This is a genomic window from Rathayibacter sp. AY1B6 (assembly GCF_002932755.1).
Taxonomy (GTDB): domain Bacteria; phylum Actinomycetota; class Actinomycetes; order Actinomycetales; family Microbacteriaceae; genus Rathayibacter.
This window is the reverse complement of the sequence record NZ_PSWL01000032.1, coordinates 11,900-38,168: the sequence shown is the minus strand read 5'-3', so window position 1 is coordinate 38,168 and position 26,269 is coordinate 11,900. Positions and strand designations below refer to the sequence as shown.

Genomic DNA, 26,269 nt, shown 5'->3' with positions numbered 1-26,269 from the left:
CAGCGGCCCCCCATCGACCTCTCCCCCTCCCGCCCGCCGACCCCGAGCCGCCGCGTCCGCGCCCTCGCCGTCGGAGCCGCCCTCGCCCTCGCCGCCGCTCTGCTGCCCGCGCAGGCCGCCGCCGCCGCCACTCCCGCCACCCTCTCGGTGCTGAGCCTGGGCGACTCCATCACCCAGGCCTACGGCACCTGCGGCTCCTTCGGCGACTGCCCGCGCAACAACTGGTCCACCGGCACCAGCACCTCGGTGAAGTCCTTCGCCTCGCGACTGCGCGCGGCACTGCCCGGCACCACCGTGACGACCGCGAACTTCGCCACCACCGGCGACGTCGTCGCGCAGGTCCCCTCGCGGATCGACGCAGCGGTCGCCGCCGGCGTGCGGCCCGATGTCGTCACCCTGCTCATCGGCGGCAACGACCTCTGCTCGCCCGACAACCGCGTCGCCTCCGACGGCTACACCATGACCCCGGCGAGCACCTTCCGCACGGGAGCCTCCGCCGCGATCACGAAGATCCGCACCACGTGGCCCTCCGCCCGCATCGTCCTCTCCTCGATGCCGAACGTCGCGTCCGAGTGGTCGGTCGTCAAGACCGGAGTCGGCGCGCTGGTCTGGTCCGGCGGCGACCTGTGTCGCACCACCCGCGGCGTCAGCTCGACGGGCCGTCGGCTGAGCAGCACCGCTGCGGCCGCCTCCGCCGCTGCCGCGAAGACGCGGACGACGCAGTACAACACCGCCCTGCAGACGGCGTGCAGCGCCGCCGGTCAGCTCTGCGACTGGGACGGTGGTGCGCTCACCGCGACGCCCGTCACGAAGAGCCTGATCGGCACCACGGACTACTTCCACCCGAGCATCGCGGGCCAGTCGAAGATCGCCTCGATCCAGTGGGCCGCGTCGAACTTCTCGAAGTAGCGCCCCCCAGAGCGGCCGCTCAGGCGTCGAGCGGTCGCTCCCCCTCGCGACGGCGGCGCTGCTCCTCGGCGAGCCGAGCGTAGTGCGCCTCCTCGCGCTCGAGGTCGGCGAGCTGCTCCTCGGTGCTCTTCGGAGCGGGCCGGACCACGATGGTCGGCGGCGCCTGCCTCCGGCGGCGGGGTGCTCGACCGCCGGGCACGAAGGAGCCGCCGTCCCCGCGCTTCCAGTCGTGCCCGAGCAGGAACCACAGCGAGACGCCGATGAGCGGGAGGAAGAAGATCAGGAGGATCCACACGATCTTCGGCAGGTTCTTGATGACGTTGTCGGGCTGCCGCACGACGTCGACCAGCGCGAGCACGGTCAGGACGATGATCAGCAGCGAGAACACGAACCCCATGCAGACGAGGGTACGACGCCGCCGCGCGAGCAGAGTGCTACTCGGAGAGTCGCATCACGACTCCGGCGTCGAACACTCCGCGGTCCGCTCCTTTCCTCTCGCGCACCGCTTCGACCTCGCTCCAGGCCACTCCGAGCTCCGACGCGAGCGCATGCAGGACTTCCGCGACGTCCGCCAGCTCTTCGACGGACGGGGCAGCCAGGACCTCGTCGCATTCCTCCTTCAGCTTCGCCAGGAGCCAGGCCCGCCGCTCGCCGGCATCGACGGATCTGAAGCGCGCGTCGACACCGAGACCCCGGAGCAGTGCCGGTACACCGTCTCGGACGAGCTTCTCCCTCGTCATGTCAGCAGCCGGACGAGCTCTGATGCTGACGCGACGGACCCGCCCGCGTCGACGTCGGGGGCCCGGAGAGCGTCGACTGCACCACGGACATCGCTCCACGGAGGACGGTCTCCGGTCACATCGACGGCCGGGCCCCATCGAGTACCCTCCGCTGAAAGTGGACCGAGCACCTTCCCCCACCCCGACAACTCCACCCGATACCCGTTCGAACGCCTCTCCGGATTGTGACCTGGAAGAATGACGGCTGGCACCCCTGATGCCATGCACGTCGTCGCGATTCCATGTCCTCCGTGATGCACGACGGCAGCCAGCTCCGGAAACACTTCTTCGAGATCCCAGAGAGCCGCGACGTGGATGGCGTCCGGGACATGTCGATACGAATCCGCTGACGCCTGGTCTCCGGTCGCCACATAGATTTCTCCTTCCCAGTTCTCGAAAGCGTGCAGGAACTCCGAGTCGATTCCTCCTACCGTCCGATAGAACAGCAACCCGGATCCATGCAGACCCGCTTTGACCGGTCCGAGAACGCCAGTGAAAACCACTTCTCTCATACCGACGCGGCTCTCCATTACGTCAAGACTCGGCGCACTCGGTATTGCGATCAGCCCGCGTTCGAACAGTTCTCGAACATCTCGATCGACCAGGGGAAGCCCTCGCCGCCCAAGAGCCTCGTTGACCGCCATGAGCGGTCCGGTCCAGATCTCGGACACTCCCTCGCCCTGATAGCGGTAGCCGACGAGCTGATTGTCTTGGCATAGCGTGACGATCGGGATGGAGAGCGAAGCGCAAGCTACGATCATCGACAATCGGTTATCGTTGATCACCCGGTCCGGCCTGAACCGCTGGAGCACAGCGACGTCAGCAACGACTGCTTTATCGAACACGCCAGGATCTCCCCATTCTGCCCATGGGTCGATGTCTGCGACACCTTCGCGGTAATAGGCTGTCGTGAATATTCCCGCCTTCGAGACCAATCGATCGTGCACCGCATTCTGCCGACCGAGCAGAACACAGTCCCAACCCGCGGAGTGAAAAGCCCGACCTATGGCTACCAGGCGCGTGACGTGGCCGTTCCCCCTTCCCCACGAGACATGCAGTACAACGGGGCGCTTCATGTCGCCCTCGCAAACCGAAAATTCTCAACGAGCGCGACGACAGTCGAATGCGATGCAGCGGCGACCAGGCCCACCTCTTCTCCCGCGAGAGCGAGTTCCCAGTCGGCGAGATCTGGAGTTGCGTTCGCTCGCGCGATCACCGTACGCAGGTGATGCGGAGGAAGAGAGCGCGTCAATGGCGCGACGACCTTTTCGTGCGCATTGCCGATGACAACGTAGCCATCGACATCGCTACCAAGGGCTAGGACGTCTCGCCATGATGAGATCTCGATCTCTTGCGCTATTCCTGCATAGCCCCACAGGTCTAGGGCGCCGGGGATCATGTGGACGTGCATGTGATGACAGAGGCGCTCTCCAGGACGACTTCGAAGACAGTGACCGGTACGCCCGTGCTCGAACAGAACGTAGTCCCCGAACTCTGCACAGATGCGCTTACCGAGGTCGGCCTCCAATGCGTCGAGCCGCTCTGCCGCCTGCGCATCCATGTCTGCGGCCGATGGATAGTGCTCGGTTGTGTAGATGAGGAGGTGACCCTGCCGAAGGGGAGCTGGATCAGAACAGACCGCGAGTCCGTCTTCCTCCCACACTCGACGCGGATTCGACCTGCAGAAGACGCATTCGGGGTCCCAGGTGACCGACATTCTTCATCATTTCCTTTCGCTCGAACTCGATTAGATGGACTGGACTGCGGCAAGTGCTAGATCGACCTCACTTGTCGTAGTTCTCGGCCCGAAACTCACCCGGACAGTCCCGCCATCGCCTGTGCCGAGAGTCTCGTGGGCCAGAGGAGAGCAATGCAGTCCGGCGCGAACGAGAATGTCGAAGCGTTCTACGAGGAGCGAAGCAGCAACACTCGGGGTCACACGGTTCATCCGGAACGACACCACTCCGACAGGTTCTTCGGCGCTGGGCGATTCGATGAGGGTGACCGCGCCACCACCACTGAGACCAGTAACGAATCGTTCTCGCAAATCGGTTGCTCGACGCCGCCTTCTGGCGATCTCGGCCCCGTCCAACAGCCTCAGAGCCGCGCCTAACCCGGCGATTCCGATCCCATTCTGTGTTCCCGCCTCTTGCGACCAGGGCAGCCAGCAGGGATGATCCCGACTTTCAGAACGTCCACCCGATCCGCCGGTGACGAAAGGCGACAACCGGACACCTTCTCCGACAACAGCGCCACCAACACCCAAAGGTCCCCCCAAACCCTTGTGCCCAGCGAACACCAGCACGTCCGCAAGACCCGCGTCGACATCAAGGTACCCAAGCGCCTGCGCCCCATCCACGGCGATGAAAACACCGGCCTCTCTGCAGATTTCAGAGATTTCACGGATCGGAAGCACTGAACCGGAGACGTTGGAGGCCCAGGTGACAATGACCCCGGCGACTCCGCCGGCAAGCAGTTGCTCCTGCAGTCGATCGAGATCGAACGGTCCGCTGGTCGAGGGCGGAATGATCTCATGCCTGACCGAACCCTCCTGCGCCGCTGCATGAAGTGGCCGAACCACTGAATTGTGTTCGAAAGCGGACGTCAGGACGCGGCCCCCGATCGAGCCCAGGTGGTGCACAACCGCATTGAGAGACATCGTTGCATTCAGCGAGAAGGTCACCCGCTCCGGATCGATGCATTTGACCAGATCTGCTAGCGACTCACGAGCTGCCCAGACTTGGCCCTCAGCCCAAGCGGATAGCCGGTGCCCCGACCTGCCTGGGCTTGTTCCACGTTCAGCATAGGATTTCATGGCGTCCACTACATGATGCTCCTTGGGAAAAGACGTGGCAGCAGAATCGAGATAAATCACTCCGCACCTCTTCGTGTGGGTCTTCGTCGGTTCGATGTGACGATGAACATATATCCCACAGCCATCCACGCCGACGACTGGCACGAAATGACACTCGCCGCGCCTGGCTCTGTGAGAGCTGGACAGCGGGCGAGCCTTGGCGCCACGTCTGCGCGTGCGCACGGTGTTCACGACCCGAGGGGTGCCACGCGCGCCACACTCTGGTCGCCGAAGGGCACAGCCTGCTACGGTCTCGCACATCGAATTGCGAAGTCACAAGCGAACTGACGTGAAGCGATCACTCCTTTACCGCGACATCGCGGAGTGCAGTCCGCAACGTACAATGAGGGCCGGCTCTGCGATGCCTCCAGGTACGCGAGAAAGGATGAAGGCATGTCAGGACCGTTGATCTTCCCGCAGAAAGCAGACGGTGTTTCTCCGGAGGTTTCAGTCGTCGTTCCGACCTATGACCGCCCTGACGAGTTGAGAAGAACTCTGACGACATTAGCGCAACAAGAGGCGTCGTTCACCTATGAGGTCATAGTCGCAGACGACGGCTCTTCGAGCGATACCGTTGCGGTCGTCAAGGCCTTCGAACACGCGATTGACATCTCATACACTCGCCAACGAGACGACGGGTTCCGCCTGAGCGCGGCAAGGAATCTCGGCGCGCGAGCATCTCAGGGCAGAACACTGATCTTCCTCGATTGTGGCACTCTCGCGGGCGAGAACCTGATTCAGTCCCATGCGGCGAACGTCGAAGTCGGTAAACGCAGTACAGCAGGGCCGACCTACGGCTGGGACTTCTCTGGCGAAGATGCCCATGCATTCCGTTCTCTTGTCAGCGGCCCGGACTGGCGCACAAGACGCATGGAGATGGCTACGCGGCCCGGCTACGCTGATTACAGATCGGACAAGTGGTTGGATGTCGATGTCCGGCGGGTTCCGCTGGCGGTCCCCTGGCGTTTCTACTGGGGACGGAACATTGCAGTGGCGCGATCGGATTTCTTCTCCGCGGGCGGTTTCGACGAGCGCTTCTCAACTTATGGAGTCGAAGATGTGGAGTTCGGCTACAGGCTATGCCGGATGGGCCTTTCTCTTCACTGGATAGAGGACGCGTGGGGCGTAGAACTGCCGAGCATCTCCGAAAATACAGCCGAACAAGCAAGAAGCAATCGAGCTAACCTGGAACAGTGGGCCGATCGATGTGTCGATATGGAAATCGAGTTCTTCATCTGCAACAGGCCCCTGGCGCAATTGGAGCAGCCCGAGTGGGAGCGCGTCGCGAGGTGGGCTCGAGATTCAACGAACAGCCGAGCTGACCTGCAGATCCTTCGTCAGCATCCGAACGACACATCGATGCTTTTCGTCGGACTGATGTCTGAAGTAGCTCATTCACGGTCCGTCGTCGCGCTCGGGCCGGGTTTTCCCATTGCGTCCGAACATCCGAGCGGCTGGTCGACTGCACGGCGACCGGTCAATCTCAACGCGATCGGGATCCGATGCGGTTTCGCCGAACGCGAATTCGACATGGTGTACCTGAGCGATGCGATGGCGCCCCTGGCTGCAGTGTGGGGTGAGCATCTTCTGGCCACGGCCCGGAGGTGCGGGAAGGACCTGTTGCTGGGGCGCGGTCTCGCCGCGGCATTTCAATCAGCGGGGATAGGGTCGGACGGCTTTTAGGTGAGAGATATTCAGTGGCGCGCATCAGTTTCGGATCACAACGACCCGGGCGACATCGAGGATCCACCTTCGTCCGCCCGCGCCAACTAGACCGGTCAGCGACTAAGGAGGAACCACTGTCTGGCGCTCGCGTCCCACAATCCGTCGCCCTGACCCTGTTGAGCAACGCGACCATCGGAGGCCTCACGAGCGTAGCCGTTCCCGTCTCCCTCGACTCGGCCGGTCACTCAAAGGGCGAGATCGCCGTGTTCTTTCTCGTTAACGCGGCCGCCGCCATCGTCTACAACACCCTGCTCGTCCCTACAGTTCGCCATCACGGGTACCCGCGCAGCGCATTGGTCCTGACCTGCGCAGCCGTCCCGGTCGCCCTCCTTGCACTGCGCGCGACCGCAGGTACATTCGTGCTCGTCACGCTGAGCGGCGTTCTCCTGCTCCTCGTCAGCACGATCGTCCCGCAGATCTTCGGCCGCGTCGCCGCGCAGCTGAGTGACGACGAACAGGTCGCCGCGGTCACGCGTCTTCGGCTGATGACGGTCGGCGGATACATCCTCGGCCTCGTCATCTACTCGGCCGTGTCCGCGCTCGGACTCGATCCTCTCTTGATCGCCTCCGTGATCGGCGGCATCACGATGATCGGTGCGACCTGCAGACCATTCGCTGGACGCGCGTTCCCGCGCGAGCACGATGGTGGAGAAGTCGGAACGCCTCGAGCGAGAAGCGGAGCGTTCTTCACTGCGCTTGTCCTCGTGGCGCTTCTCAAGTCGGCCGACACCCTTCGGGGGATCTATCTGCCGCTGTTCGCTGTCTCGTCCGGGCTCCGCCCTGCCGAGGTGCCTCCTTTGTTCCTGATATCGGCTCTACTGGAGTTGGCCGCGCTGCCTCTGCTCGGTCGGCTCAGCGCGGCCCGCGGCAGCGCCGTCACCCTCGTCGTGATCGCCCTCTTCGGGGTCGGATCGTTCTCGCTCCTGCTCCTCGCGACCACCTATCCGGTGCTGCTGCTGGCCCAGGTGCTCTACGCCGTAGTGGGCGTCGGCTTTCAGAGCACCGGCCTGGTCCTGCTCGGTCGAACGAGCAGGGGCGGAGTCGGCGCGGGCGCCAGCGCATACACGGCCGTGACGCAGGTCGGGACCGTCCTCGGAGCAGTGCTGCCGCTGATGGTCGAGGGCTACTCGTCCGGGATCTTCGTCATCGCGACCGTCCTGGTGGCGCTGGCCGGGATGCTGGCCGTCGCGCTGCGGGCGGTCGGCGGACGCTGGTGACGGCATCCGATCGCGCCAGCACACCGGCTACTCTTGCGCACCGGATGCTGACTTTCTCGCGAAGCGCTGAATCAGACCGATGCACGCGTCTCAGCCGTAGTTGCGCACCCCCGCCCGGCCCTTCCGCGCTCATGACACCATCGGATGATGACCGAGACGCCGCCCGCCCCCGCCTCGACACCGGTGAAGAAGCGCCTCACGGCCGCCCGTCTCGCCCTGATCGCCGGCCTCGTCCTCGCCGTCGCCGGCCTGGCCGCGCTCGCACTCGTGCCTCTGCAGTACGCGAACATCGACCGTCAGGGCTTCGACTACGTCTGCAGCGTCAGCCTCGGCGGTGTCCCGCCCGAAGCGGGAGAGCTCGTCCGCGGCTTCTGGTCGTGGTGGCCGCTCGGCGCAGCCTGTGAATGGAAGCTCCTCAACGGCACGACGGTCGTCGACCTCCCCGACTGGTCGACGACCGCCGTCGCGGTCGTGGGCGCCGTGCTGCTCGTCGTCGGAGCGGCGCTCGCGATCGCGTCGCCGCTGCTCCGCCGCCGGAGCGATCAGGTCCCGTCCGCCTAGCGGTCGAAGAGGTTCCCGAGGTCGCCGAGCCCCGGCAGCTGGAAGTCCGAGCCGAACTCCGACACCTGCTCCCCCAGCCCGGACACGTGCTCGCCCGCGCCGGAGACGAACTCTCCCGCGCCGCCGGTGATGTCGCCGAAGTCGCCCAGATCACCGAACCCGCCGGCCAGGTTCTCGAAGTCCACACCGAGCCCGGACGCCTGCGCGAGCAGAGGACCGGCGACGCTGCTGATCACGGCACCGCCCGCGACCGCCGCGAGCAGTCCGCCCGCCGCGCCGAGCCCGATGCCGGCCGCCGCTCCGACGCCCGCACCGGCGAGGGCACCGCGGGTCCCCGGCTTCGAGAACATCGTCTTGAGGAACCCCGGACTGTTCGCCTCGCCGCGCGTCGCCGCGCGCGCCAGGTCGTCGGGGGCGGAGGAGCGCGGCTGCTCGTTCGCGGGCAGCTCCTCCCGGAGCCGCGCCTCGACCTGAGCGCGCTGCGCCGGCGTCAGCTTCGCGAACGCATCGCGGTGCACCTGCTCGAGCTGCTCCGGGTCGGCCGTGCGGAGGAGGTAGTCGTAGCGCGCGATCGCGGCACGGTCCTCCTGCGTGACCACCGGCTGCTGCCCGGGCCGGGCGTCCTGGGGTCGCGCGGAGGGGCGCTGCTGCGGCGAGCCGTACTGCTGGGACGGCTGAGCCTGCCCGCTCCGCGAATCGCCCGTCACCTTGTCGGCGGCGGTGCGCACGAGGTCGCGCCAATCGGTCGTCCCGCTCGAGGACGACCCCGAGCCGCTCTTCGAATCGAGCGCCTTCGATGCCATGCCGAGAACGCGCTTGAACATGCTCACAGAGAACCTTCCGTCGAGTACCAGCCTCGATCATGGCGGCGCAGCCTGAGCGAAGACCCGCGAGACGCCCTCAGAAGGCCGTGAGCGGTCAGCTCCTCGGGCGTCGCTCCGAGATCTCCTCCCCGCTCCCCGCCTGGTCGAGGAGGTCGCGCACGTACCGCGGGCGGAGGACGGCCCGCCACATCCAGCCGAGGAAGGGGATCCCGAGTTCGGACAGCCGCCTCCTGCAGACGGCCGCCGCGTGACCGGCCGACGCGAGGAGCGCACTGAATCCCGCGAGCCAGCTGTTCGCGAACGCGTCCCGCTGGACGGCGAGGCTCAGGACGAGGACGGCGAGCGCGGCAGCAGCGAGCAGGAACAGACCGCCGCGGAACCGTGGTGTGCGCGCTCGTCCGAAGAGCAGGCCCACGAGCAGCCCTCCGACGACGGCGGCAGTGGTGAACACGTCGACGCGCCCTTTCCTCTCTTCGGCGACACGAGCTCGGTCCGGAGGTCGGCCTCCGGCCTCCGTTCACGGCGGTTCCGAGTTCGACCACCGCGTCACCCGAGAACCCGCGAAGGAGCTCCTCGGTCGGGCGTCACTCCCGTGGAGAAGCTCGGAACCGGGCAGGACTCTCAGCGACTCGAACCGTCGGCGCCTCGACAAGCAAAGCCGGGAGTGCTCCGCGGGGCCAGATCGTGGCGTGGAACGGAGCGACGGCGGCGGTCTTCGGAACGACCGACCCCGATCGCGGATCGTGGTGCCCCTGGAGGGACTCGAACCCCCAACCTGCTCCTTAGGACGGAGTCGCTCTTCCATTGAGCTACAGAGGCTGGCCGAGCCAGTGTACCCGCCGTGCGCCGCCCCCCGCGAAGCGCCGACCGGCCCCCACCACAATGCCCGCGAAGCGCGCTACGGCCGTCGTCGTGCCGAACGAGCGGCACGCCTCTCTTGACACCACCGCTTTTCGCCTCCATGGTTAGTTACAACACCAACCAACCACCCAACCCAGCACCGAAGGAGCCCGCGTGGACGACTCCCGCCCGCTCTTCCTGCAGATCGCCGAGCAGATCGAGAACGACATCATCGACGGCGCGCTGCCGGAGGAGTCGCAGGTCCCGTCGACCAACGAGTTCGCCGCGTTCCACCGCATCAACCCGGCCACCGCCGGCAAGGGCGTGAACCTGCTCGTCGACGACGGGGTGCTCTACAAGAGGAGGGGGATCGGCATGTTCGTCGCCGAGGGGGCGCGCGACCGGCTGGTCGAGAAGCGCCGCACGCAGTTCCGCGACCAGTTCGTCGCTCCTCTGCTCGCCGAGGCCGCCAAGCTCGGCCTCAGCACCGAGCATCTCGCCGACATGATCAGAGAAGGGGGATCGCGATGAGCGCGGTCATCGAGGTCAACGACCTCACCAAGCACTACGGACGGATGCGCGCTGTCGACGGCATCGGCTTCGCACTGGAGGAGAACCGCATCCACGGACTCCTCGGGCGCAACGGCGCGGGCAAGACGACGCTGATGACGATGCTCACCGGCCAGGAGTTCGCCAGTTCGGGCGAGATCCGCGTCTTCGGGCGATCGCCGGTGGAGAACGCCGCCGTCCTCTCGCGCACCTGCTTCATCAAGGAGAGCCAGAAGTACCCGGACGACTTCAGGGTGAAGCACGTCCTGCGCAGCGCCCCCTGGTTCTTCGACGGATGGGACGAGGCGTTCGCCCGAGAGCTCGTCGAGGACTTCCGCCTCCCGGTCGACCGCAAGATCAAGAAGCTCTCCCGCGGGCAGCTGTCGGCGATCGGAGTGGTCGTCGGTCTCGCCTCCCGCGCCCCGCTCACGTTCTTCGACGAGCCCTACCTGGGCCTGGACGCCGTCGCCCGGCAGCTGTTCTACGACCGCCTCCTCCAGGACTTCGCCGAGCACCCCCGCACAGTCGTCCTCTCCACCCACCTCATCGACGAGGTCAGCAGCCTGCTCGAGCACGTCCTCGTCATGGACGAGGGCCGCCTCGTCGTCGACAGCGACGCGGAGGAGCTGCGCGGTGCCGCGGCGACGGTCATCGGGCCCCGGCAGGCCGTCGAAGCGTTCACCGCCGGCCGCGAGGTCATCGCCCGCTCCGCTCTCGGCAGCCGCGCCTCGGCCACGCTCCCCCGCCTCGACGACGCCGGCCGCGCCTTCGCCGCCCGCCACGGGCTCGAACTCGAGTCCGTCCCCCTCCAGCAACTCGTCGTCCAGCTCACCACCGGGAAGGCCTCGGAATGACCGCCCTCGTCAGCTCCCCCGCGCGCCACGACACCGCCGCCGGCCGCCTCGGCAGCATCGTCCGCCTGCACTTCGCGAACCCCGCCACCATCCTCTACACGCCGCTGATCGTCACCGCCGTCATCCTGGCGGGCAACCTGGTCGTCTGGTGGCTGATCCTCCGCGGGCTCTCCTCCGGCGAGCGCCTCGAGGCGCAGGAGGGGATGACCTACTCCGGCGCGTCCTTCTTCCTCTTCGTCTACATGATGGTCGTGGCCGTCCAGTCGGTGAACGTCACCTTCGGCCTCGCCCTCGGCTACGGCGCCACCCGCCGCGACTTCTCCCTCGGCACGGCCCTCACCTTCGTCGCCCTCTCGGTCTTCTACACCGGCGTCTTCGTGGTCCTCGGGATCGTGGAGCGGGCGACCGACGGCTGGGGCTTCGGCGGCAGCTTCTTCCGCTCGATCTACTTCGGCGGGGACTCCGTGGGCGAGCAGGCCGTCGCGGTGCTCTGCGCCCTGCTCTTCTTCTTCTTCGTCGGAGCGGCGACGGCGGCGGTCTACGTGCGCTGGCGCCAGCGCGGGATGCTGCTCTTCTTCGGAATCCTCGGCGCCCTCGTGCTGGCGGTGATCACCCTCTTCACGCTCACCGAGAACTGGCCGGCCGTGGGCTCCTTCTTCGGCCGCGTCGGGTACGCGGGCGGCTACGGCCTCTCGCTCATCCCGACCGCGATCGCCGGAGTCGCGGGCTGGGCGATCCTCCGCCGCGCCACCCCGCGCAGCAGCTGACACGACCGGCACCCATCCGCCGAGCGGGGCGGGCCGACACCCTCCGGAGCCGGGCCTGCAAGGCCCTTCCGCCCCGGGCGTCCGGGTGCCAGCGTGAACACATGGCCGACTCCCCCGCTCCGTCCCTCCTGCCCGTCCCCGAGCACAGCTGGATCGCCCGACCGGCTGACGCCGAGCTCACCCAGGACACTCTCGACACGGTCGACGCCTGGTGGCGCGCCGCGAACTACCTCGCGGTCGGGCAGATCTACCTGCTCGCGAATCCGCTCCTGAAGACCCCGCTGAGCCGGGACGACATCAAGCCCCGCCTTCTCGGCCACTGGGGCACCACCCCCGGTCTCAACCTGATCTACGCGCACCTGAACCGCGCGATCCGAGAGCGCCGCCAGCCGACCCTCTACATCACCGGTCCCGGCCACGGCGGACCGGGCATGGTCGCCAACGCCTACCTCGACGGCACCTACAGCGAGATCTACTCCCACATCGACGAGTCGGAGGAGGGCCTGCGCCGGCTGTTCCGCCAGTTCAGCTTCCCCGGCGGCATCCCGAGCCACGCCGCCCCCGAGACCCCGGGCAGCATCCACGAGGGCGGCGAGCTCGGCTATGCGCTGAGCCACGCCTACGGAGCGGCCTTCGACAACCCGGACCTGCTGGTCGCGGCGGTCGTGGGCGACGGGGAGGCCGAGACCGGCCCGCTCGCCACCAGCTGGCACTCCAACAAGTTCGTGAATCCGCTCACCGACGGCGTCGTCCTGCCGATCCTGCACCTCAACGGCTGGAAGATCGCGAACCCGACCGTCCTCGCCCGGATCCCGCAGGAGGAGCTCGACAGCCTCCTCCGCGGCTACGGCCACGAGCCGTTCCTCGTCGAGGGAGGCTTCGACGGCGAGGATCCCATGCGCGTGCACGAGCGGTTCGCCGACGTCCTCGACACGGTGCTCGACCGCATCGCCGCGATCAAGGAGCGCGCCGCCGCCGGCGACCTCTCCCGTCCGGCCTGGCCGATGATCGTGCTGAAGACTCCGAAGGGATGGACCTGCCCGACCGAGATCGACGGCGTCCAGGTCGAGGGCACCTACCGCTCGCACCAGGTCCCGCTGCCCAACGCCCGCGACACGGAGGCGCACACCCGCCTGCTCGAGGACTGGCTCCGCTCCTACCGCCCCGAAGAGCTCTTCACCGAGGACGGCGGCGTGGTCGATCGCGTGCGCTCGCTGGCCCCCGAGGGCGAGCTGCGCATGAGCGCGACCCCGCATGCGAACGGCGGGCTGCTGCGGCAGACGCTCGACCTTCCCGACTTCCGCCGCTACGAGGTGGTGGTCGAGCAGCCGGGCGGCACCGTCGCGGAGGCGACGAAGGTGCTCGGCGAGTGGCTCGCCGACGTCATCCGCGCCAACCCGACCAACTTCCGCCTGTTCGGGCCCGACGAGGTCGCGAGCAACCGCCTGCAGTCGGTGTACGCCGCCACGGACAAGCAGTGGGACGCCGAGCTCAGCCCCCTCGATGATCACCTCGCCCGCGCCGGCCGCGTCATGGAGGTCCTCTCGGAGCACCAGTGCCAGGGCTGGCTGGAGGGCTACCTGCTCACCGGCCGCCACGGGCTCTTCACGTGCTACGAGGCGTTCATCCACATCATCGACTCGATGTTCAACCAGCACGCCAAATGGCTGGACGGGACCCGCGACATCGAGTGGCGCCGCCCGATCGCGAGCCTCAACTACCTCCTCTCGAGCCACGTCTGGCGCCAGGACCACAACGGCTTCAGCCACCAGGACCCCGGCTTCATCGACCACGTCGTCAACAAGAAGCCGGAGGTCGTGCGCGTCTACCTGCCCTTCGACGCGAACACGCTGCTCTCGACGTACGACCACTGCCTCCGCAGCGTCGACTACGTCAACGTGGTCGTCGCCGGCAAGCAGCCCTCGCCCCAGTGGCTCACGATGGCGGAGGCGGTCGCCCACTGCACCCGCGGGCTCGGCATCCTGGAGTGGGCGAGCAGCGAGCGGCAGGGCGAGTCCCCGGACGTCGTGCTCGCCTGCGCGGGCGACGTGCCGACGCTGGAGACCCTCGCGGCGGTGAGCATCCTCCGCGAGAAGCTGCCGGACCTCGCGATCCGCACGGTCAACGTGGTCGACCTGATGCGCCTGATGTCGGAGTCGGAGCACCCGCACGGCCTCTCCGACCTCGAGTTCGACGCGATCTTCACCCCCGACCGCCCGATCGTGTTCGCGTACCACGGCTATCCGTGGCTCATCCACCGCCTGACCTACAAGCGGACCGGCCACGGCAACCTGCACGTGCGCGGGTACAAGGAGAACGGCACCACCACCACTCCGTTCGACATGGTGATGCTCAACGACCTGGACCGCTACTCGCTGGTGATCGACGTCATCGACCGGACCCCCGGCCTCGGCGCCCGCGCCGCCGGTCTCCGCCAGGAGATGCAGGACGCCCGCATCCGCGCCCGCGCCTACACGCGCGAGCACGGCGAGGACATCCCCGAGGTCGCGAACTGGACCTGGGCCGGCGAGCGCTCCGGCAACGCCAGCGCCAACACGGGCAACGACAACGAATAGCCCCGCCCCTACCTCCCCCTTCGCGAGATGCCACCTGTGATGCCGACACGCCGTCGGACCCCGTCCCAAGTGGCATCTCGCGGAGAGGAGCGGCCCGTCAGGCTGCGGGGGCGAGGTAGTCGTCCCAGTCGGGCTGCGTCCGCTCCGCGCCGCGCACGAGCCAGGAGCCGGCGCGCGGCATCCGGGGGACGGTCCGCAGGCGCCAGCCCATCTCGTGCGGGGTGCGGTCGCTCTTGACGTTGTTGCAGCGCTGGCAGCAGGCGACGAGGTTCTCCCACGTGTCGCGGCCGCCGCGCGACTTGGGCTGGATGTGGTCGATCGTCGCCGCGTGCTGACCGCAGTAGCCGCAGCGGTGGTTGTCCCGGCGGAGCACGCCGCGCCGCGACACCGGCACGCTCCGGCCGCTCGGGATGCGGACGTACCGGGTCAGCACGATCACCGAGGGCCGCACGTGGTCGCCGTGCGCGCTGTGCACCGGATTGCCCTCGTCCGCAGCGATCACGGTCGCCTTCTCCGTCATCAGCAGGACCAGGGCCCGCTTGAACGACACCACCGCGAGAGGCTCGTAGCCGGCGTTCAGAACCAGAGTGCGCATCAGTGACCTCCGTGCTGTCGCACGCCGTCGCGAGACGACGTCGCGGCCACGAGCAAGGGCGCCGTCGTGATGACGGCGCCCTGCGAGGCCGCGGCGGAGTGCCGCGCGATGACGTGGAGTCGTATCCGCGTGTCGGAGGAGTGCACCGCCGCGGTGAGGACCCGCGCGCGTACCGACTCGGCCGCCCGCACGCGCGAGCGCAGCCCCACGCTGTGGCGCCCGCTCCGCTCGGCCATCCCGGCACTCCGTCCCTCGACGAATCGATCCGCTCGCCACGCGAGCGGACTGGGGTTCAGGTTAACCCTTCGCGCCCGGAACACCAGGGGTCGGTCCGGATTCGTCACGCGGCGTTCACACGGGGACGACGAGAGCCCGCCCCCTCCAGGAGGGGACGGGCTCTCGAGCGGATCGACCGGGTCAGCCGTTGATGCGCACGATCCGGTAGTCGGAGGTCCACAGCGGCTGCACGCGGACGCTCGCGCCCTCGTACGGCGCGTGCAGGATGTTGCCGTTTCCCGCGTAGAAGCCGTCGTGGCCGTCCATGATCACGAGGTCGCCGGGCTGAGCGTCGGCGAGCGAGACCGGAGTGCCCATGGCGCCCTGACCCGCGGCCGAGTGCGGCATCGAGATGCCGTACTGGGCGAAGACGTACATCACGAAGCCGGAGCAGTCGAAGCCGCTCGGGTCGGCTCCGCCGAAGACGTAGGGCACGCCCTGGTACTGCATCGCGGTGGTGAACACGGCCGAGAGGCTGTAGCTGGTGGTCGGGGCGGCGGCCGCGATCTCGCTGGCGGAGGCACCGGAGTAGGAGTTGAACTCCTCGGCGGTCTCGGCGCGAGCCTCGGCGACGTCGCTCGTGTCCACGACGGGCTCGGCGACCACGACGGGCTCGGGCTCCGGGGCGGGCGGCGGCGGGGGCGCCGCCTCGGCCGAGAAGCCGTCGCGGGCGATCGCGGCCTGCACCACTCCACCGTCGACGGCCACGGTCTGAGCGGAGCCCTGGCGGAGGAGGTCGGCGCGCGACGCCGCGAACAGGCCGTCGTCCTGGCTGCCCGGAGTGAAGGCGTAGGCGGGGAGCGCCATGGTCGCGACCAGCGCACCGGCGAAGCCGACCATCGCGACCTTGCCGACGACCCGGCCCCGGCGCTTGCGCGGGGTGCCGGCCGGCGACGGCACGAAGTCGGTGATGTCCGCGCGGCGGGCGGGAGCCGCGGGAACGGCGCGACGGGAGACGGGTGCGTCCCCGTGGATCCGGGCGCGGATGACCGGGGGCCGGTTCTCGAAGGTCGCGTCGCCGGAGCGGTCGGGGTGGTTGGAGCGGAACCGGTCGGGCGAGCCGGCGTCCTCGTTCGGGGTAAGGGGGTTCTGGGGCAAGGGGAAGATCCTCCGACGTCCCCTCAGCCCAGGCAGCTGTCCCGTCTCATGCACGAAGCATCGGTGTGCACAGGATCCGAGACGGGTGTGGGGGCGTCGGATCCCGCGCCCTGGGACCGAGGCTCGGCCGCAGGGCTCCACAGAGCGTAAGCGACCGTTACCGATTTGTCACCTTCTCGGCGGGAAGAGACCGCTCTCCCGTTCGACGCCGGTCACCGGATGCGGTAAGGGCCCGTACGGGCCGCTCCCAGAGAAGGGCTGATCAGACGACGAGGAAGATGTGCGCCGCGACCTCGTTGGGCAGCTCGATGCCCGCCTCGACTCCGTCGATGCGCGCGAGCACGTAGCCGTTGAGGGCCGAGAACTCGCCCTCGGCACCGGGGACGACGCCGGCCTGCTTGAGCTGGAGGAGGAGCTCCGGATCGACCTGAGCCGGCTCGCCCAGGCGCCGCACGACGCCGCGGCGGGGCTCGCTCGACCCGGCGACGAAGCGCGGCAGGCTGATGACGCCGTCGGCGAAGCGGGAGGCGGGGGTGTCGCCGAGCTCGTCCAGGCCCGGGATCGGGTTGCCGTAGGGCGACTCCGTCGGGTGGTCGAGCATCTCGAGGAGACGGCGCTCGACCTGCTCGCTCATCACGTGCTCCCAGCGACAGGCCTCCTCGTGCACGAACTCCCAGTCGAGCTTGATGACGTCGTGGAGGAGCCGCTCGGCGAGGCGGTGCTTGCGCATGACGTGGATCGCCTTGCGGCGGCCGTCGGAGGTGAGCTCGAGGTGGCGGTCGCCCGAGACGACGACGAGGCCGTCGCGCTCCATGCGCCCCACGGTCTGCGACACCGTCGGCCCGGAGTGGCTGAGCCGCTCCGAGATGCGCGCGCGCAGCGGGATGATGTTCTCCTCCTCGAGCTCGAGGATGGTGCGCAGGTACATCTCGGTGGTGTCGATCAGATCCGTCATCTCAGCCTTCCCGTCTCGGCGCGCTCCACCCTAGTGGTCGCCACGAAGCAGCATCGGCGCTGCGGCGCGACGCAGGCCTCCGTCGCTCGGAGGAGGGGTGCGGGCCGGGAACCCTAGTATTAACGCATGCCGGACCTCACCATTCCTCGCGAGCTGCTCCCCCACGACGGACGGTTCGGCTGCGGCCCGTCCAAGGTGCGGCACGACCAGCTCGCCCACCTCGCGACCCAGGGCGCGCACCTGCTCGGGACCTCGCACCGCCAGGCGCCCGTGAAGGACCTCGTCGGCCGCGTGCGCGAGCACCTCGCCACGCTGTTCCGCATCCCCGAGGGCTACGAAGTCCTTCTGGGCAACGGCGGCTCGACCGCCTTCTGGGACGCCGCGGCCTTCTCCCTCATCGAGCGCCGCGCCGAGAACCTCACGTTCGGCGAGTTCGGCCAGAAGTTCGCGGCGGCCGCCTCCGCGCCCTTCCTCGAGCCGGCCCACGTCGTCTCCGCCCCCGCGGGATCGCGGAGCGAGATCGAGATCGTCGAGGGGATCGACGTCTACGCGTGGCCCCACAACGAGACGAGCACCGGAGTGATGGCTCCGGTCCGCAGGGTCCGCGGCGACGAGGGCGCGCTCACCGTCATCGACGCCACCAGCGCGGCGGGCGGCATCGACGTCGACATCGCCGAGGCCGACGTCTACTACTTCGCCCCGCAGAAGAACTTCGCCTCCGACGGCGGACTCTGGTTCGGCCTCTTCTCGCCCGCCGCGATCGAGCGGATCGAGCGCATCGCGGCGAGCGGCCGCTACATCCCCGAGTTCCTCAGCCTCAAGAACGCGGTCGACAACTCGCGCCTCGACCAGACGCTGAACACTCCGGCGCTCTCGACGCTCCTGCTGATGGAGTCGCAGCTCGAGTGGATGAACGCGTCCGGCGGTCTGGCCTGGGCATCGGCGCGCACGGCCGAGTCCTCCTCGGCGATCTACGACTGGGCCGAGGCGTCGAGCCTCGCCACTCCGTTCGTCGAGGTGCCCGAGCACCGGTCGCAGGTCGTCGCGACCGTCGACTTCGACGCCTCCGTCGACGCCGCTCTCGTCGCGAAGATCCTCCGGGCGAACGGGATCGTCGACACCGAGCCGTACCGCAAGCTCGGCCGCAACCAGCTGCGCGTGGCCACGTTCGTCGCGATAGAGCCGGACGACGTCCGCTCGCTGCTCGGCTGCATCGATCACGTCCTCGAGCGCCTGGCGGTCTGAGGCTCCCCATGCGGCTGTGGCTGCGCGAGGAGGAGCGGCGGCCCGCGCCGCCGCCCTACGCGAGCGACGACGCGACGGCTCTGCTGGTCGGGTGCGTCGTCTGGGCCGTCGCCCTCGCGGCCGTGCTCGTGGCATCGGCCATCGGAGCCGTCGTCGAGCCGGTCGTCCTGTCGACCGTCGTGATCGGACTGGTCCTCGGCACGATCGGGCTGTTCTACAGCCGCAACCGCCGCTAGAGCGCGTCGGTCTCCATCCGGAGCCCGGTGCCGTCGGCCTCCAGCTCGAGACGGACGCGCAGTCCGGTGAACTCGGAGAGCCGCTCGACGTGGGTCCCACCGCAGGCGATCGCGGCGTCCCCGGCGGGGAGGGTGCAGCGCCATGTCCGCCGCGTGCTGAGGAGGTCGTCGTCGCGCTCGATGCGCACCTGCGCGTCCGAGGCGATCCACTCGGCGAGGAGGGCGTCGATCCGCTCCTGCACCTCGCGGACCTCCGCCTGCAGGCGGGCGGTGTCCATCCCGCTGCGTCGGAGGGACTTGCCGAGGCGGTACACGTCGGTGGAGCCGGACTCGCGGATCCGCGAGGTCTGGACGGCCGCCTGGTCGAAGTCCGGGTTCCCGAGGGCGTCGGTGCGAGCCGGCTTCGACCAGAACGAGGCCAGAGCGGCGTTCAGGGCGAGGGAGGCGAGGTGGCAGGCGGTGTGCCCGCGGGAGAGCTCGCGCCGGTGCTCCGCGTCGACCTCGACGTCGACGTCGACCTCGACGTCCGTCTGGAGTGAGGAGGCGTCGTCGACGATGTGGACGACGACGAAGCTCCAGTCCGGAGTGCCGAGCCGTGCCGGGAGCCGCTCGCCCAGGTGCAGCTCGCCGCCCTGCCACGCCCCGATGCGGCAGTCGAGGAGGCGCAGCCGCTCCCCCGCCACGACCAGCGCACCGTGATCGGGCCCCTGATCGGGCCACGTCGGGTCGACCGGGTGGGCGGCAGTCGTATCGAGGACCACCGCCCAGCGGCCGTCGTCCAGCCGGCCCACGTGCAGCACGCGCCCGGAGGAGCGCACGGCGCCGTCGGGATAGGCGATGCGGGTGTCGGAGTCGATGCTCATCGGGCGGCGCCGGAGGGGATCAGCGGCGACGGCGACGGCGACGGGTCGTCGGGGCGGGAGCGGGCTCGGGCTCGACGTCGTCCGAGTCCTCGTCATCGGAGTCGTCCTCGTCGGAGTCGTCCTCCTCGGAGTCGTCCTCCTCGGAGTCGTCCTCCTCGGAGTCGTCCTCCTCGGAGTCGTCGTCGTCCGAGTCGTCCTCCTCGGAGTCGTCCTCCTCGTCGTCGAGGTCCTCGTCCTCGGCCTCCTCGAGCTCGTCGTCGTCCGCGTTCTCGACCTCCTCGCCGAGCGCGTCCTGCGCGGTCTGGTAGTCGGCGAGACGCACGGACCACGGCACCCAGTCCGGAGCGAGGACGGCGCCCTCGCCCGGCAGCAGTTCGACCTCGAGGACGTTCACGTCCTCGGTCTCGTCGATCCGGGACAGCGTCGCCGTCCACAGCCAGCCCGGGTACCCGCGCATGAGGTTCGCGAACTGCAGCGACACGACGTGCTCGCCCTGCGCGAGAGTCGTCACCAGCTCGCCGATCGTCCCCTCCGGGGCGATCTCGGCGAGCGCCGCACGAGCGGCATCGAGTGACCCCGCGAGCACGGCGTCCGCCTCGTAGACGGGCTCGGGAGCCTGAACCGCTGCGGCCTCGTCCGCCTCTCCCGGGGAAGCGTCGCCGTCGGCCGGAAGCGTGTCCGCCGCCGATGCGGGATCGGTCTCGGAACGGTCGTCGGGAACGGGAGCGGCATCCTCTGCAGAACTCGCGTCCTCTACGGTCGCCGCGTCCGAGCCGGAGGCCTCCGCCGCAGCGGCGACGTCCTCGGCCGGAGGAGTCTCCTCTGCAGAGGCGGAGTCGTGGGCGGGAGCCTCGGTCACCGGGAGGGCGGGGTCGCCCTCGGCCCCGCCGGAAGGAGCCTCGTCGTCACCAGCCGCCGGGTCAGCGGCGATCGCCTCGTCGGCTCCGCTCGCCTCCTCTGCGGAAGGGTCCTGCTCGGCAGGAGTCGTGTCCTGCTCGGCGACGGAGTCGCCCTCTCCCGAGGACTGCTCCACGGGAGCGTCCTCCGGGGTCGGAGCGGCGACGGTCTCGTCGATCGGGCCGTGCTCGTCGGTCGTGCCGTCGGCGTCAGGCATCCAGCTCGTCCGCAACCCGGCGCAGGAGCGCCGCGATCGTGCGCCCGTGCGCCTTGTCGGGGTAGCGACCGCGCTTGAGCCCGGCGCCGATCCCGTCGAGCAGCTTGACCGTGTCCTCCACGATCACGGACATGTCGTCCGCGGACTTCCGGTTGAGCTTCACCAGGCTCGGCGGGGCGTCGAGGACGCGCGCCGAGAGCGCCTGCGCCCCGCGCTTGCCGTCGGCGATGCCGAACTCGAGGCGGGTGCCGGCCTTGACCGCGGTCCCGGAGGGCAGCGCGGAAGCGTGCAGGAAGACCTCCTGGCCGTCATCAGTGCTGATGAAGCCGAAGCCCTTCTCCTCGTCGTAGAACTTGACCTTGCCGGTAGGCATGCAGACCCCTCCTGGAAATGAAGCAGCCATCAGTTTAGTCGACCGGGGCCGCCCTATCCTTGACGGGTGAAGCCACAGGAGCCGGCGGGCATCGGACGCGCGGAGCGCACGCTCGCCTACATGTTCATCGCGATCATCGTCGTGACGGTCCTCGCGTTCCTCGCGATCCTGGTAGCCCCCGCGCTCGGGATCCGCGAGTACACCGGCCCGTTCTGGCGGTTCGTCTTCGCCGTGCCGCTGGTGGGCCTGCCGATCGCGTTCCTCATGATGATCGCGATGCTGATCGTGGGGGTCCGGCGCCGCCGCGCGCAGTCCTGACCGGCCGCGATCTCCTCCTTCTGCTCCGCCGCGGATCCGGCGTTCCCCGCCGCCGAGCAGGCACCGAGCGCCCGGACAACCCACTCCCAGACTCCGCACAGCCGACGGCCAGATACTGTCCTGCATGGACGGACCCCGCATTCTCATCGTCGACGACGAGCCCAACATCAGAGACCTGCTCACCACGAGCCTCCGCTTCGCCGGCTTCGCCGTGCGGGCGGTCGGCAACGGGGCCCAGGCCATCTCGGCGGTCCTCGAGGAGGAGCCGGACCTGATCATCCTCGACGTCATGCTCCCGGACATGAACGGCTTCGGCGTGACCAAGCGCCTCCGCTCGGCCGGATACACCTCCCCCATCCTCTTCCTCACGGCGAAGGACGACACCGAGGACAAGATCACGGGCCTCACCGTCGGAGGCGACGACTACGTCACCAAGCCGTTCAGCCTCGACGAGATCGTCGCGCGCATCAAGGCGATCCTCCGCCGCACCATGCACGCCGAGGAGGACGCGGTCATCCGCGCCGGCGAGCTGACGATGGACCAGGACACGCACGAGGTCCTCGTCGGCGACGAGCCGGTGGAGCTCAGCCCCACCGAGTTCAAGCTGCTCCGCTACCTGATGCTCAACCCGAACCGGGTGCTCAGCAAGGCGCAGATCCTCGACCACGTGTGGGAGTACGACTTCAACGGCGATGCGGGCATCGTCGAGTCCTACATCTCGTACCTGCGACGTAAGCTCGACACGCATTCGGAGGAATCGCTCATCCAGACCAAGCGAGGATTCGGATACATGCTGAAGGTCGCGAAGGCCTAGCCTCCGCCACCTCGGCGCCACCTCCCGTCGGAGGCGCGGCGCCCGCCGATCCCGAGGGAGTTCCACCGCCATGCACCAGGGTCTGGCCGAGCGGTGGAACTCCATCTCGTTGCGCACGAAGATCACCGCCGTCACGGTCCTCCTGCTCACGCTGGGACTCCTCGTCTCCGGTATCGGGACGATGACGATGCTGAAGCCGCAACTCGTCGCGCAGCTCGACGCGCAGCTGGCCGACCAGGTCCAGCGGACGGCGAGCGACCTCTCCGTCAAGGATCTCGCCGCGATCGACGAGTCCAAGGCCGACTTCGGCGCCGTCTACGACCAGTACGGCACGCTCGACAACACGAACGCGTCCGGCGCGGCCGATCCCGCCTTCCCGCAGACCTTCACCCTCGAGCAGGCGCTGCAGGGCGGCGACAAGCCGATGGAGATCTGGAGCTCCAACGGCAAGGTCGAGTACCACGTCATGTCGACGGTGTTCACGAGGGGCACCGAGTACCAGACGCTCCTGCTCGCGGTGTCGACCCGCAGCGTCGACGTCATCATGACGACGTACCTCACGATCTTCCTCGGGTTCGGAGTCGCGATCGTCGTGATCGGCGCGCTCCTCACCCGCCTGCTGGTCACCACGACGTTCGCTCCGCTGCGCGAGGTCGAGCAGACCGCCGCCGCCATCGCCGACGGCGATTTCAGCCAGCGCCTGGACGGCACGACGCCCAACACCGAGGTCGGGCGCCTCAACCGCTCCCTGAACGCGATGCTCGGGCGGATCGACTCCGCCTTCCGCGACCGCGCCCGCACGATCGACCAGATGCGCCGCTTCGTCGGCGACGCCAGCCACGAGCTGCGCACCCCGCTCGTCTCCGTCCGCGGCTACGCCGAGCTGTACAGGATGGGCGCTCTGCAGACGCCCGAGGCGGTCGGCCAGGCGATGGAGCGCATCGAGAAGGAGGCGATCCGGATGGGCGGCCTGGTCGAGGACCTCCTCGAGCTCGCACGCCTCGACGAGACGAAGCCGCTCGCGCTCGCGCCCGTGGACCTGATGCCGCTCGCCCGCGACGCCGCGATGGACGCGATGGCCTCCTGGCCCGACCGCGACTTCGGCGTCGAGACCCGCGACGACACCCCTGTCGAGACGCCTGCGCTCGAGCTCGACGAGGCCGGCGCCTCCGCCACGCAGCCCATGGAGCTGACGAACCCCGGGCTCACCGGACCGATCGCCGCGGCAGGAGCCCGGCTCGCCCGCTTCCGCCGGCGTCCGCGCCGGGTCAACGCCGAGGAGATCGCCGCCGGCACCGCCACTGCCCCCGAGGAGCCGGGCGTGCCGGCGATGGTGATGGCGGAGGAGAACAAGATCCGCCAGGTCCTGACGAACCTGATCGGCAACGCCGTCCGCTACACGCCCGAGGACACTCCGATCGAGATCGGCGTCGCCGTCGACCGCTCCCGCCGACTCGCCCTGCTGGAGGTCATCGACCACGGCGAGGGCATCCCCCCGCAGATCCGCGAGAAGATCTTCCAGCGCTTCTGGCGCGCGGACACGTCGCGGACCCGCGAGACCGGCGGCAGCGGCCTGGGGCTGGCGATCGTCTCCTCGATCGTCGCCGCGCACAAGGGCCGCGTGGACGTCGTCGAGACGCCGGGTGGAGGCGCGACCTTCCGTGTCGCGCTGCCGCTGCTGACCGTCGGTCAGAACGGCGAGACCTCCCCCGCCTCGGTCTGATCCGCACCGCGGTCCGTCTCCCGGCGGGGCCGCTCCGTTCCGCGCTCTCCTGTCGACGTCCCCGGGCGGCACGGATCGACCCACCCGGGCGATCGGGACCTCGCGCACCCCGCCCGAGCGGCCGCGCACGGCTCACTCTCTCCTCCTCGGGACCACCGGGCCGCGAGCCCGCCCGCACCGCCGGAGACCAGAGCCGACGCACGTTGAACGCCGCGTCCGCGGATCCGGCGGAGTCGCCGTCCGCATCCGTCCGGCCGAGGACCTCTGCTCCCCGATCCTCCGCGTCGCGACGTGGCCCGGGCCGCACCCTGCGCGCCTCCGCTGCCGGTGCCGATCGAGAGGACCCGGAGGGTACGGGATGCGATGCCCCCGAAGGAGAACCGCCGTCGTGATCGCGGGGTCCCGTCCAGGAGCATCTGCTTGCACGCTCGCCTGCACGCTCACGCGCACCCTCAAAGGCAGAAGGCGGCTCCCCCGGAGGGGAACCGCCTTCTGCCTGGTGGGGGCCTGGACTAGAAGTCCATGCCTCCGGTGGGGTCGCCGCCCGCGGCGACCGGGTTCTTCTCGGGCTTGTCGGCGACGACGGCCTCCGTGGTGAGGAAGAGGCCGGCGATCGACGCCGCGTTCTGCAGAGCGGAGCGCGTGACCTTGACCGGGTCGATGATGCCCGCGGCGATGAGGTCGACGTACTCGCCGGTCGCGGCGTTGAGGCCGTGTCCGGTGGGGAGCTCGCGGACCTTCGCAGCGACGACGCCGGGCTCCATGCCCGCGTTGAGGGCGATCTGCTTGAGCGGGGCGTCGATGGCGACCTTGACGATGTTCGCGCCGGTCGCCTCGTCTCCGACGAGCTCGAGCTTCTCGAAGGCGAGCTTGCCGGCCTGGATGAGGGCGACGCCACCACCGGCGACGATGCCCTCCTCGACGGCGGCCTTCGCGTTGCGGACGGCGTCCTCGATGCGGTGCTTGCGCTCCTTGAGCTCGACCTCGGTCGCCGCTCCGGCCTTGATGACCGCGACACCGCCGGCGAGCTTCGCGAGGCGCTCCTGGAGCTTCTCGCGGTCGTAGTCGCTGTCGGTGTTCTCGATCTCGCCGCGGATCTGCGCGACGCGGCCGGCGATGGCCTCGGCGTCGCCGGCACCCTCGACGATCGTGGTCTCGTCCTTGGTGATGACGACCTTGCGGGCCGAGCCGAGCAGGTCGAGGGTGACGTTCTCGAGCTTGAGGCCGACCTCCTCGGAGATGACCTGGCCGCCGGTCAGGATCGCGATGTCCTGGAGCTGCGCCTTGCGACGGTCGCCGAAGCCGGGAGCCTTGACGGCGACCGACTTGAAGATGCCGCGGATCTTGTTGACGACCAGGGTCGCCAGCGCCTCACCGTCGACGTCCTCGGCGATGATCAGCAGCTGCTTGCCCGCCTGGATCACCTTGTCGACGACGGGGAGCAGGTCCTTGATGTTCGAGACCTTGGAGTTGACGATGAGGATGTAGGGGTCCTCGAACACCGCCTCCTGGCGGTCGGGGTCGGTCACGAAGTACTGCGACAGGTAGCCCTTGTCGAAGCGCATGCCCTCGGTGAGCTCGAGCTCGGTGCCGAAGGTGTTCGACTCCTCGACGGTGACGACGCCCTCCTTGCCGACCTTGTCGATCGCCTCGGCGATGATCGCGCCGATCTCGGGGTCCGCGGCGGAGATGGAGGCGGTCGCCGCGATCTCCTCCTTGGTCTCGATCGCCTTCGCGCCGGCGATGAGCTCGGCGGTGACGGCCTTGACGGCCTTCTCGATGCCCTTCTTGAGGCTGATCGGGTCGGCGCCGGCCGCGACGTTGCGCAGGCCCTCGCGGACGAGCGCCTGAGCGAGGACGGTCGCGGTGGTGGTTCCGTCGCCGGCGACGTCGTCGGTCTTCTTGGCGACCTCCTTGACGAGCTCGGCGCCGATCTTCTCGTACGGCTCGTCGAGCTCGATCTCCTTGGCGATGGAGACGCCGTCGTTCGTGATGGTGGGAGCGCCCCACTTCTTCTCGAGGACGACGTTGCGGCCGCGCGGGCCGAGGGTCACCTTGACCGCGTCGGCCAGAGTGTTGAGTCCACGCTCGAGGCCGCGGCGGGCTTCTTCGTCAAAAGCAATGATCTTGGCCATGTGTGTTTCTCGTCCCTCCCGGACGTCGTGAAATGTCTGTGCTGGCACTCGACCGGAGCGAGTGCCAAG

At 68.8% G+C, this 26,269-nt stretch carries 27 protein-coding genes and 1 tRNA gene; 13 read left to right on the top strand and 15 right to left on the bottom strand.

Annotation, left to right across the window (positions count from 1 at the left end):
• On the top strand, positions 1-909 hold a 909-nt coding region (locus C5D08_RS15035; protein WP_104277719.1), incomplete at its 5' end, for a GDSL-type esterase/lipase family protein.
• Positions 910-928: 19 nt separating this feature from the next.
• On the opposite strand, the gene C5D08_RS15030 is transcribed toward C5D08_RS15035, so the two are convergent.
• Genes C5D08_RS15030 through C5D08_RS15010 form a run of 5 tightly spaced genes read right to left on the bottom strand, consistent with a single transcriptional unit; the run spans position 929 to position 4,563 of the window.
• Positions 929-1,306, bottom strand: a complete 378-nt coding sequence (locus tag C5D08_RS15030) for a PLD nuclease N-terminal domain-containing protein (protein WP_104277718.1) — start codon at positions 1,304-1,306, stop codon at positions 929-931.
• A 37-nt stretch (positions 1,307-1,343) separates the two neighbouring features.
• Positions 1,344-1,649, bottom strand: a complete 306-nt coding sequence (locus C5D08_RS15025) for a nucleoside triphosphate pyrophosphohydrolase (RefSeq protein ID WP_104224621.1) — start codon at positions 1,647-1,649, stop codon at positions 1,344-1,346.
• Positions 1,646-2,764 carry a glycosyltransferase gene (locus tag C5D08_RS16775; RefSeq protein ID WP_146086131.1) on the bottom strand — a complete coding sequence of 373 codons (1,119 nt, stop codon included), beginning with the start codon at positions 2,762-2,764 and terminating at the stop codon, positions 1,646-1,648. Before C5D08_RS16775 ends, C5D08_RS15025 begins: the two co-directional genes overlap by 4 nt.
• Entirely contained in the window at positions 2,761-3,405 is a 645-nt protein-coding gene (locus tag C5D08_RS16770; RefSeq protein WP_146086130.1) for a hypothetical protein, read from the bottom strand. The genes C5D08_RS16775 and C5D08_RS16770 overlap by 4 nt, the downstream gene beginning before the upstream one ends.
• 30 nt (positions 3,406-3,435) lie before the next feature.
• A complete protein-coding gene (locus C5D08_RS15010; protein ID WP_181110231.1) occupies positions 3,436-4,563 on the bottom strand; it encodes an aminotransferase class V-fold PLP-dependent enzyme in 1,128 nt (375 codons plus the stop codon).
• A 372-nt stretch (positions 4,564-4,935) separates the two neighbouring features.
• Between C5D08_RS15010 and C5D08_RS15005 the strand changes: the two genes are divergently transcribed.
• From C5D08_RS15005 to C5D08_RS14995, 3 genes are all read left to right on the top strand, one after another.
• Positions 4,936-6,225, top strand: coding sequence for a glycosyltransferase (locus tag C5D08_RS15005; RefSeq protein WP_104277716.1), 1,290 nt, complete (start codon positions 4,936-4,938; stop codon positions 6,223-6,225).
• Between the two features lie 14 nt (positions 6,226-6,239).
• Positions 6,240-7,484 carry a hypothetical protein gene (locus C5D08_RS15000; RefSeq protein WP_146087940.1) on the top strand — a complete coding sequence of 415 codons (1,245 nt, stop codon included), beginning with the start codon at positions 6,240-6,242 and terminating at the stop codon, positions 7,482-7,484.
• A gap of 147 nt (positions 7,485-7,631) precedes the next feature.
• Entirely contained in the window at positions 7,632-8,045 is a 414-nt protein-coding gene (locus tag C5D08_RS14995; RefSeq protein WP_146086129.1) for a hypothetical protein, read from the top strand.
• Here the strand turns inward: C5D08_RS14995 and C5D08_RS14990 are convergent.
• From C5D08_RS14990 to C5D08_RS14980, 3 genes are all read right to left on the bottom strand, one after another.
• Positions 8,042-8,869 carry a hypothetical protein gene (locus tag C5D08_RS14990; protein ID WP_258067426.1) on the bottom strand — a complete coding sequence of 276 codons (828 nt, stop codon included), beginning with the start codon at positions 8,867-8,869 and terminating at the stop codon, positions 8,042-8,044. The two genes, C5D08_RS14995 and C5D08_RS14990, sit on opposite strands and share 4 nt — an antisense overlap.
• Before the next feature lie 94 nt (positions 8,870-8,963).
• Entirely contained in the window at positions 8,964-9,320 is a 357-nt protein-coding gene (locus tag C5D08_RS14985) for a hypothetical protein (protein ID WP_104277712.1), read from the bottom strand.
• 293 nt (positions 9,321-9,613) lie between these two features.
• Positions 9,614-9,688, bottom strand: a tRNA-Arg gene (locus C5D08_RS14980).
• Between the two features lie 195 nt (positions 9,689-9,883).
• Between C5D08_RS14980 and C5D08_RS14975 the strand changes: the two genes are divergently transcribed.
• The 4 genes from C5D08_RS14975 to C5D08_RS14960 all read left to right on the top strand — a co-directional run bounded on the left by C5D08_RS14975 (position 9,884) and on the right by C5D08_RS14960 (position 14,455).
• Positions 9,884-10,240 carry a GntR family transcriptional regulator gene (locus C5D08_RS14975; RefSeq protein WP_104277711.1) on the top strand — a complete coding sequence of 119 codons (357 nt, stop codon included), beginning with the start codon at positions 9,884-9,886 and terminating at the stop codon, positions 10,238-10,240.
• Positions 10,237-11,112 (top strand): ABC transporter ATP-binding protein, encoded by an 876-nt coding sequence (locus C5D08_RS14970; protein WP_104277710.1) that lies wholly within the window; start codon positions 10,237-10,239, stop codon positions 11,110-11,112. Before C5D08_RS14975 ends, C5D08_RS14970 begins: the two co-directional genes overlap by 4 nt.
• The gene (locus C5D08_RS14965) at positions 11,109-11,879 is read left to right on the top strand and encodes an ABC transporter permease (protein WP_104277709.1); all 771 of its coding nucleotides are present in this window, start codon (positions 11,109-11,111) and stop codon (positions 11,877-11,879) included. Before C5D08_RS14970 ends, C5D08_RS14965 begins: the two co-directional genes overlap by 4 nt.
• Positions 11,880-11,980: 101 nt before the next feature.
• Complete coding sequence (locus C5D08_RS14960) at positions 11,981-14,455, top strand: phosphoketolase (protein ID WP_104277708.1); 2,475 nt, start codon at positions 11,981-11,983, stop codon at positions 14,453-14,455.
• 97 nt (positions 14,456-14,552) lie between these two features.
• Here the strand turns inward: C5D08_RS14960 and C5D08_RS14955 are convergent, their stop codons facing one another.
• The 3 genes from C5D08_RS14955 to C5D08_RS14940 form a co-directional block, all read right to left on the bottom strand.
• On the bottom strand, positions 14,553-15,050 hold the full coding sequence (locus C5D08_RS14955; RefSeq protein WP_104224608.1) for an HNH endonuclease: 498 nt from the start codon (positions 15,048-15,050) through the stop codon (positions 14,553-14,555).
• Positions 15,051-15,467: 417 nt separating this feature from the next.
• Positions 15,468-16,424, bottom strand: coding sequence for a C40 family peptidase (locus C5D08_RS17105; RefSeq protein WP_258065258.1), 957 nt, complete (start codon positions 16,422-16,424; stop codon positions 15,468-15,470).
• A gap of 262 nt (positions 16,425-16,686) precedes the next feature.
• Complete coding sequence (locus tag C5D08_RS14940) at positions 16,687-17,379, bottom strand: metal-dependent transcriptional regulator (RefSeq protein ID WP_104277706.1); 693 nt, start codon at positions 17,377-17,379, stop codon at positions 16,687-16,689.
• Positions 17,380-17,505: 126 nt separating this feature from the next.
• On the opposite strand from C5D08_RS14940, the gene serC reads away from it, so the two are divergent.
• Positions 17,506-18,624, top strand: a complete 1,119-nt coding sequence (gene serC / locus C5D08_RS14935) for a phosphoserine transaminase (protein ID WP_104277705.1) — start codon at positions 17,506-17,508, stop codon at positions 18,622-18,624.
• An 8-nt stretch (positions 18,625-18,632) separates the two neighbouring features.
• Positions 18,633-18,860 carry a DUF2530 domain-containing protein gene (locus C5D08_RS14930; protein WP_104277704.1) on the top strand — a complete coding sequence of 76 codons (228 nt, stop codon included), beginning with the start codon at positions 18,633-18,635 and terminating at the stop codon, positions 18,858-18,860.
• Here C5D08_RS14930 and C5D08_RS14925 read toward each other — a convergent pair.
• The 3 genes from C5D08_RS14925 to C5D08_RS14915 are packed head-to-tail and all read right to left on the bottom strand — an operon-like array spanning position 18,857 to position 21,210.
• Positions 18,857-19,723, bottom strand: coding sequence for a metal-dependent hydrolase (locus C5D08_RS14925; RefSeq protein WP_104277722.1), 867 nt, complete (start codon positions 19,721-19,723; stop codon positions 18,857-18,859). The two genes, C5D08_RS14930 and C5D08_RS14925, sit on opposite strands and share 4 nt — an antisense overlap.
• Positions 19,724-19,742: 19 nt before the next feature.
• The gene (locus C5D08_RS17100; protein WP_104277703.1) at positions 19,743-20,837 is read right to left on the bottom strand and encodes a DUF3027 domain-containing protein; all 1,095 of its coding nucleotides are present in this window, start codon (positions 20,835-20,837) and stop codon (positions 19,743-19,745) included.
• Positions 20,830-21,210: a cold-shock protein gene (locus C5D08_RS14915; protein ID WP_104224602.1), complete on the bottom strand. Its 381-nt coding sequence runs from the start codon at positions 21,208-21,210 to the stop codon at positions 20,830-20,832. Before C5D08_RS14915 ends, C5D08_RS17100 begins: the two co-directional genes overlap by 8 nt.
• Before the next feature lie 66 nt (positions 21,211-21,276).
• Here C5D08_RS14915 and C5D08_RS14910 point away from each other — a divergent pair, with 66 nt between their 5' ends.
• The 3 genes from C5D08_RS14910 to C5D08_RS14900 all read left to right on the top strand — a co-directional run bounded on the left by C5D08_RS14910 (position 21,277) and on the right by C5D08_RS14900 (position 24,065).
• Complete coding sequence (locus C5D08_RS14910) at positions 21,277-21,528, top strand: hypothetical protein (protein WP_258067425.1); 252 nt, start codon at positions 21,277-21,279, stop codon at positions 21,526-21,528.
• A gap of 124 nt (positions 21,529-21,652) precedes the next feature.
• On the top strand, positions 21,653-22,342 hold the full coding sequence (locus C5D08_RS14905) for a response regulator transcription factor (protein ID WP_055787731.1): 690 nt from the start codon (positions 21,653-21,655) through the stop codon (positions 22,340-22,342).
• Positions 22,343-22,412: 70 nt separating this feature from the next.
• On the top strand, positions 22,413-24,065 hold the full coding sequence (locus C5D08_RS14900) for a HAMP domain-containing sensor histidine kinase (protein ID WP_104277702.1): 1,653 nt from the start codon (positions 22,413-22,415) through the stop codon (positions 24,063-24,065).
• Positions 24,066-24,577: 512 nt separating this feature from the next.
• Here the strand turns inward: C5D08_RS14900 and groL are convergent.
• Positions 24,578-26,200 (bottom strand): chaperonin GroEL, encoded by a 1,623-nt coding sequence (gene groL / locus C5D08_RS14895; protein ID WP_104224600.1) that lies wholly within the window; start codon positions 26,198-26,200, stop codon positions 24,578-24,580.
• Positions 26,201-26,269: the final 69 nt, after the last annotated feature.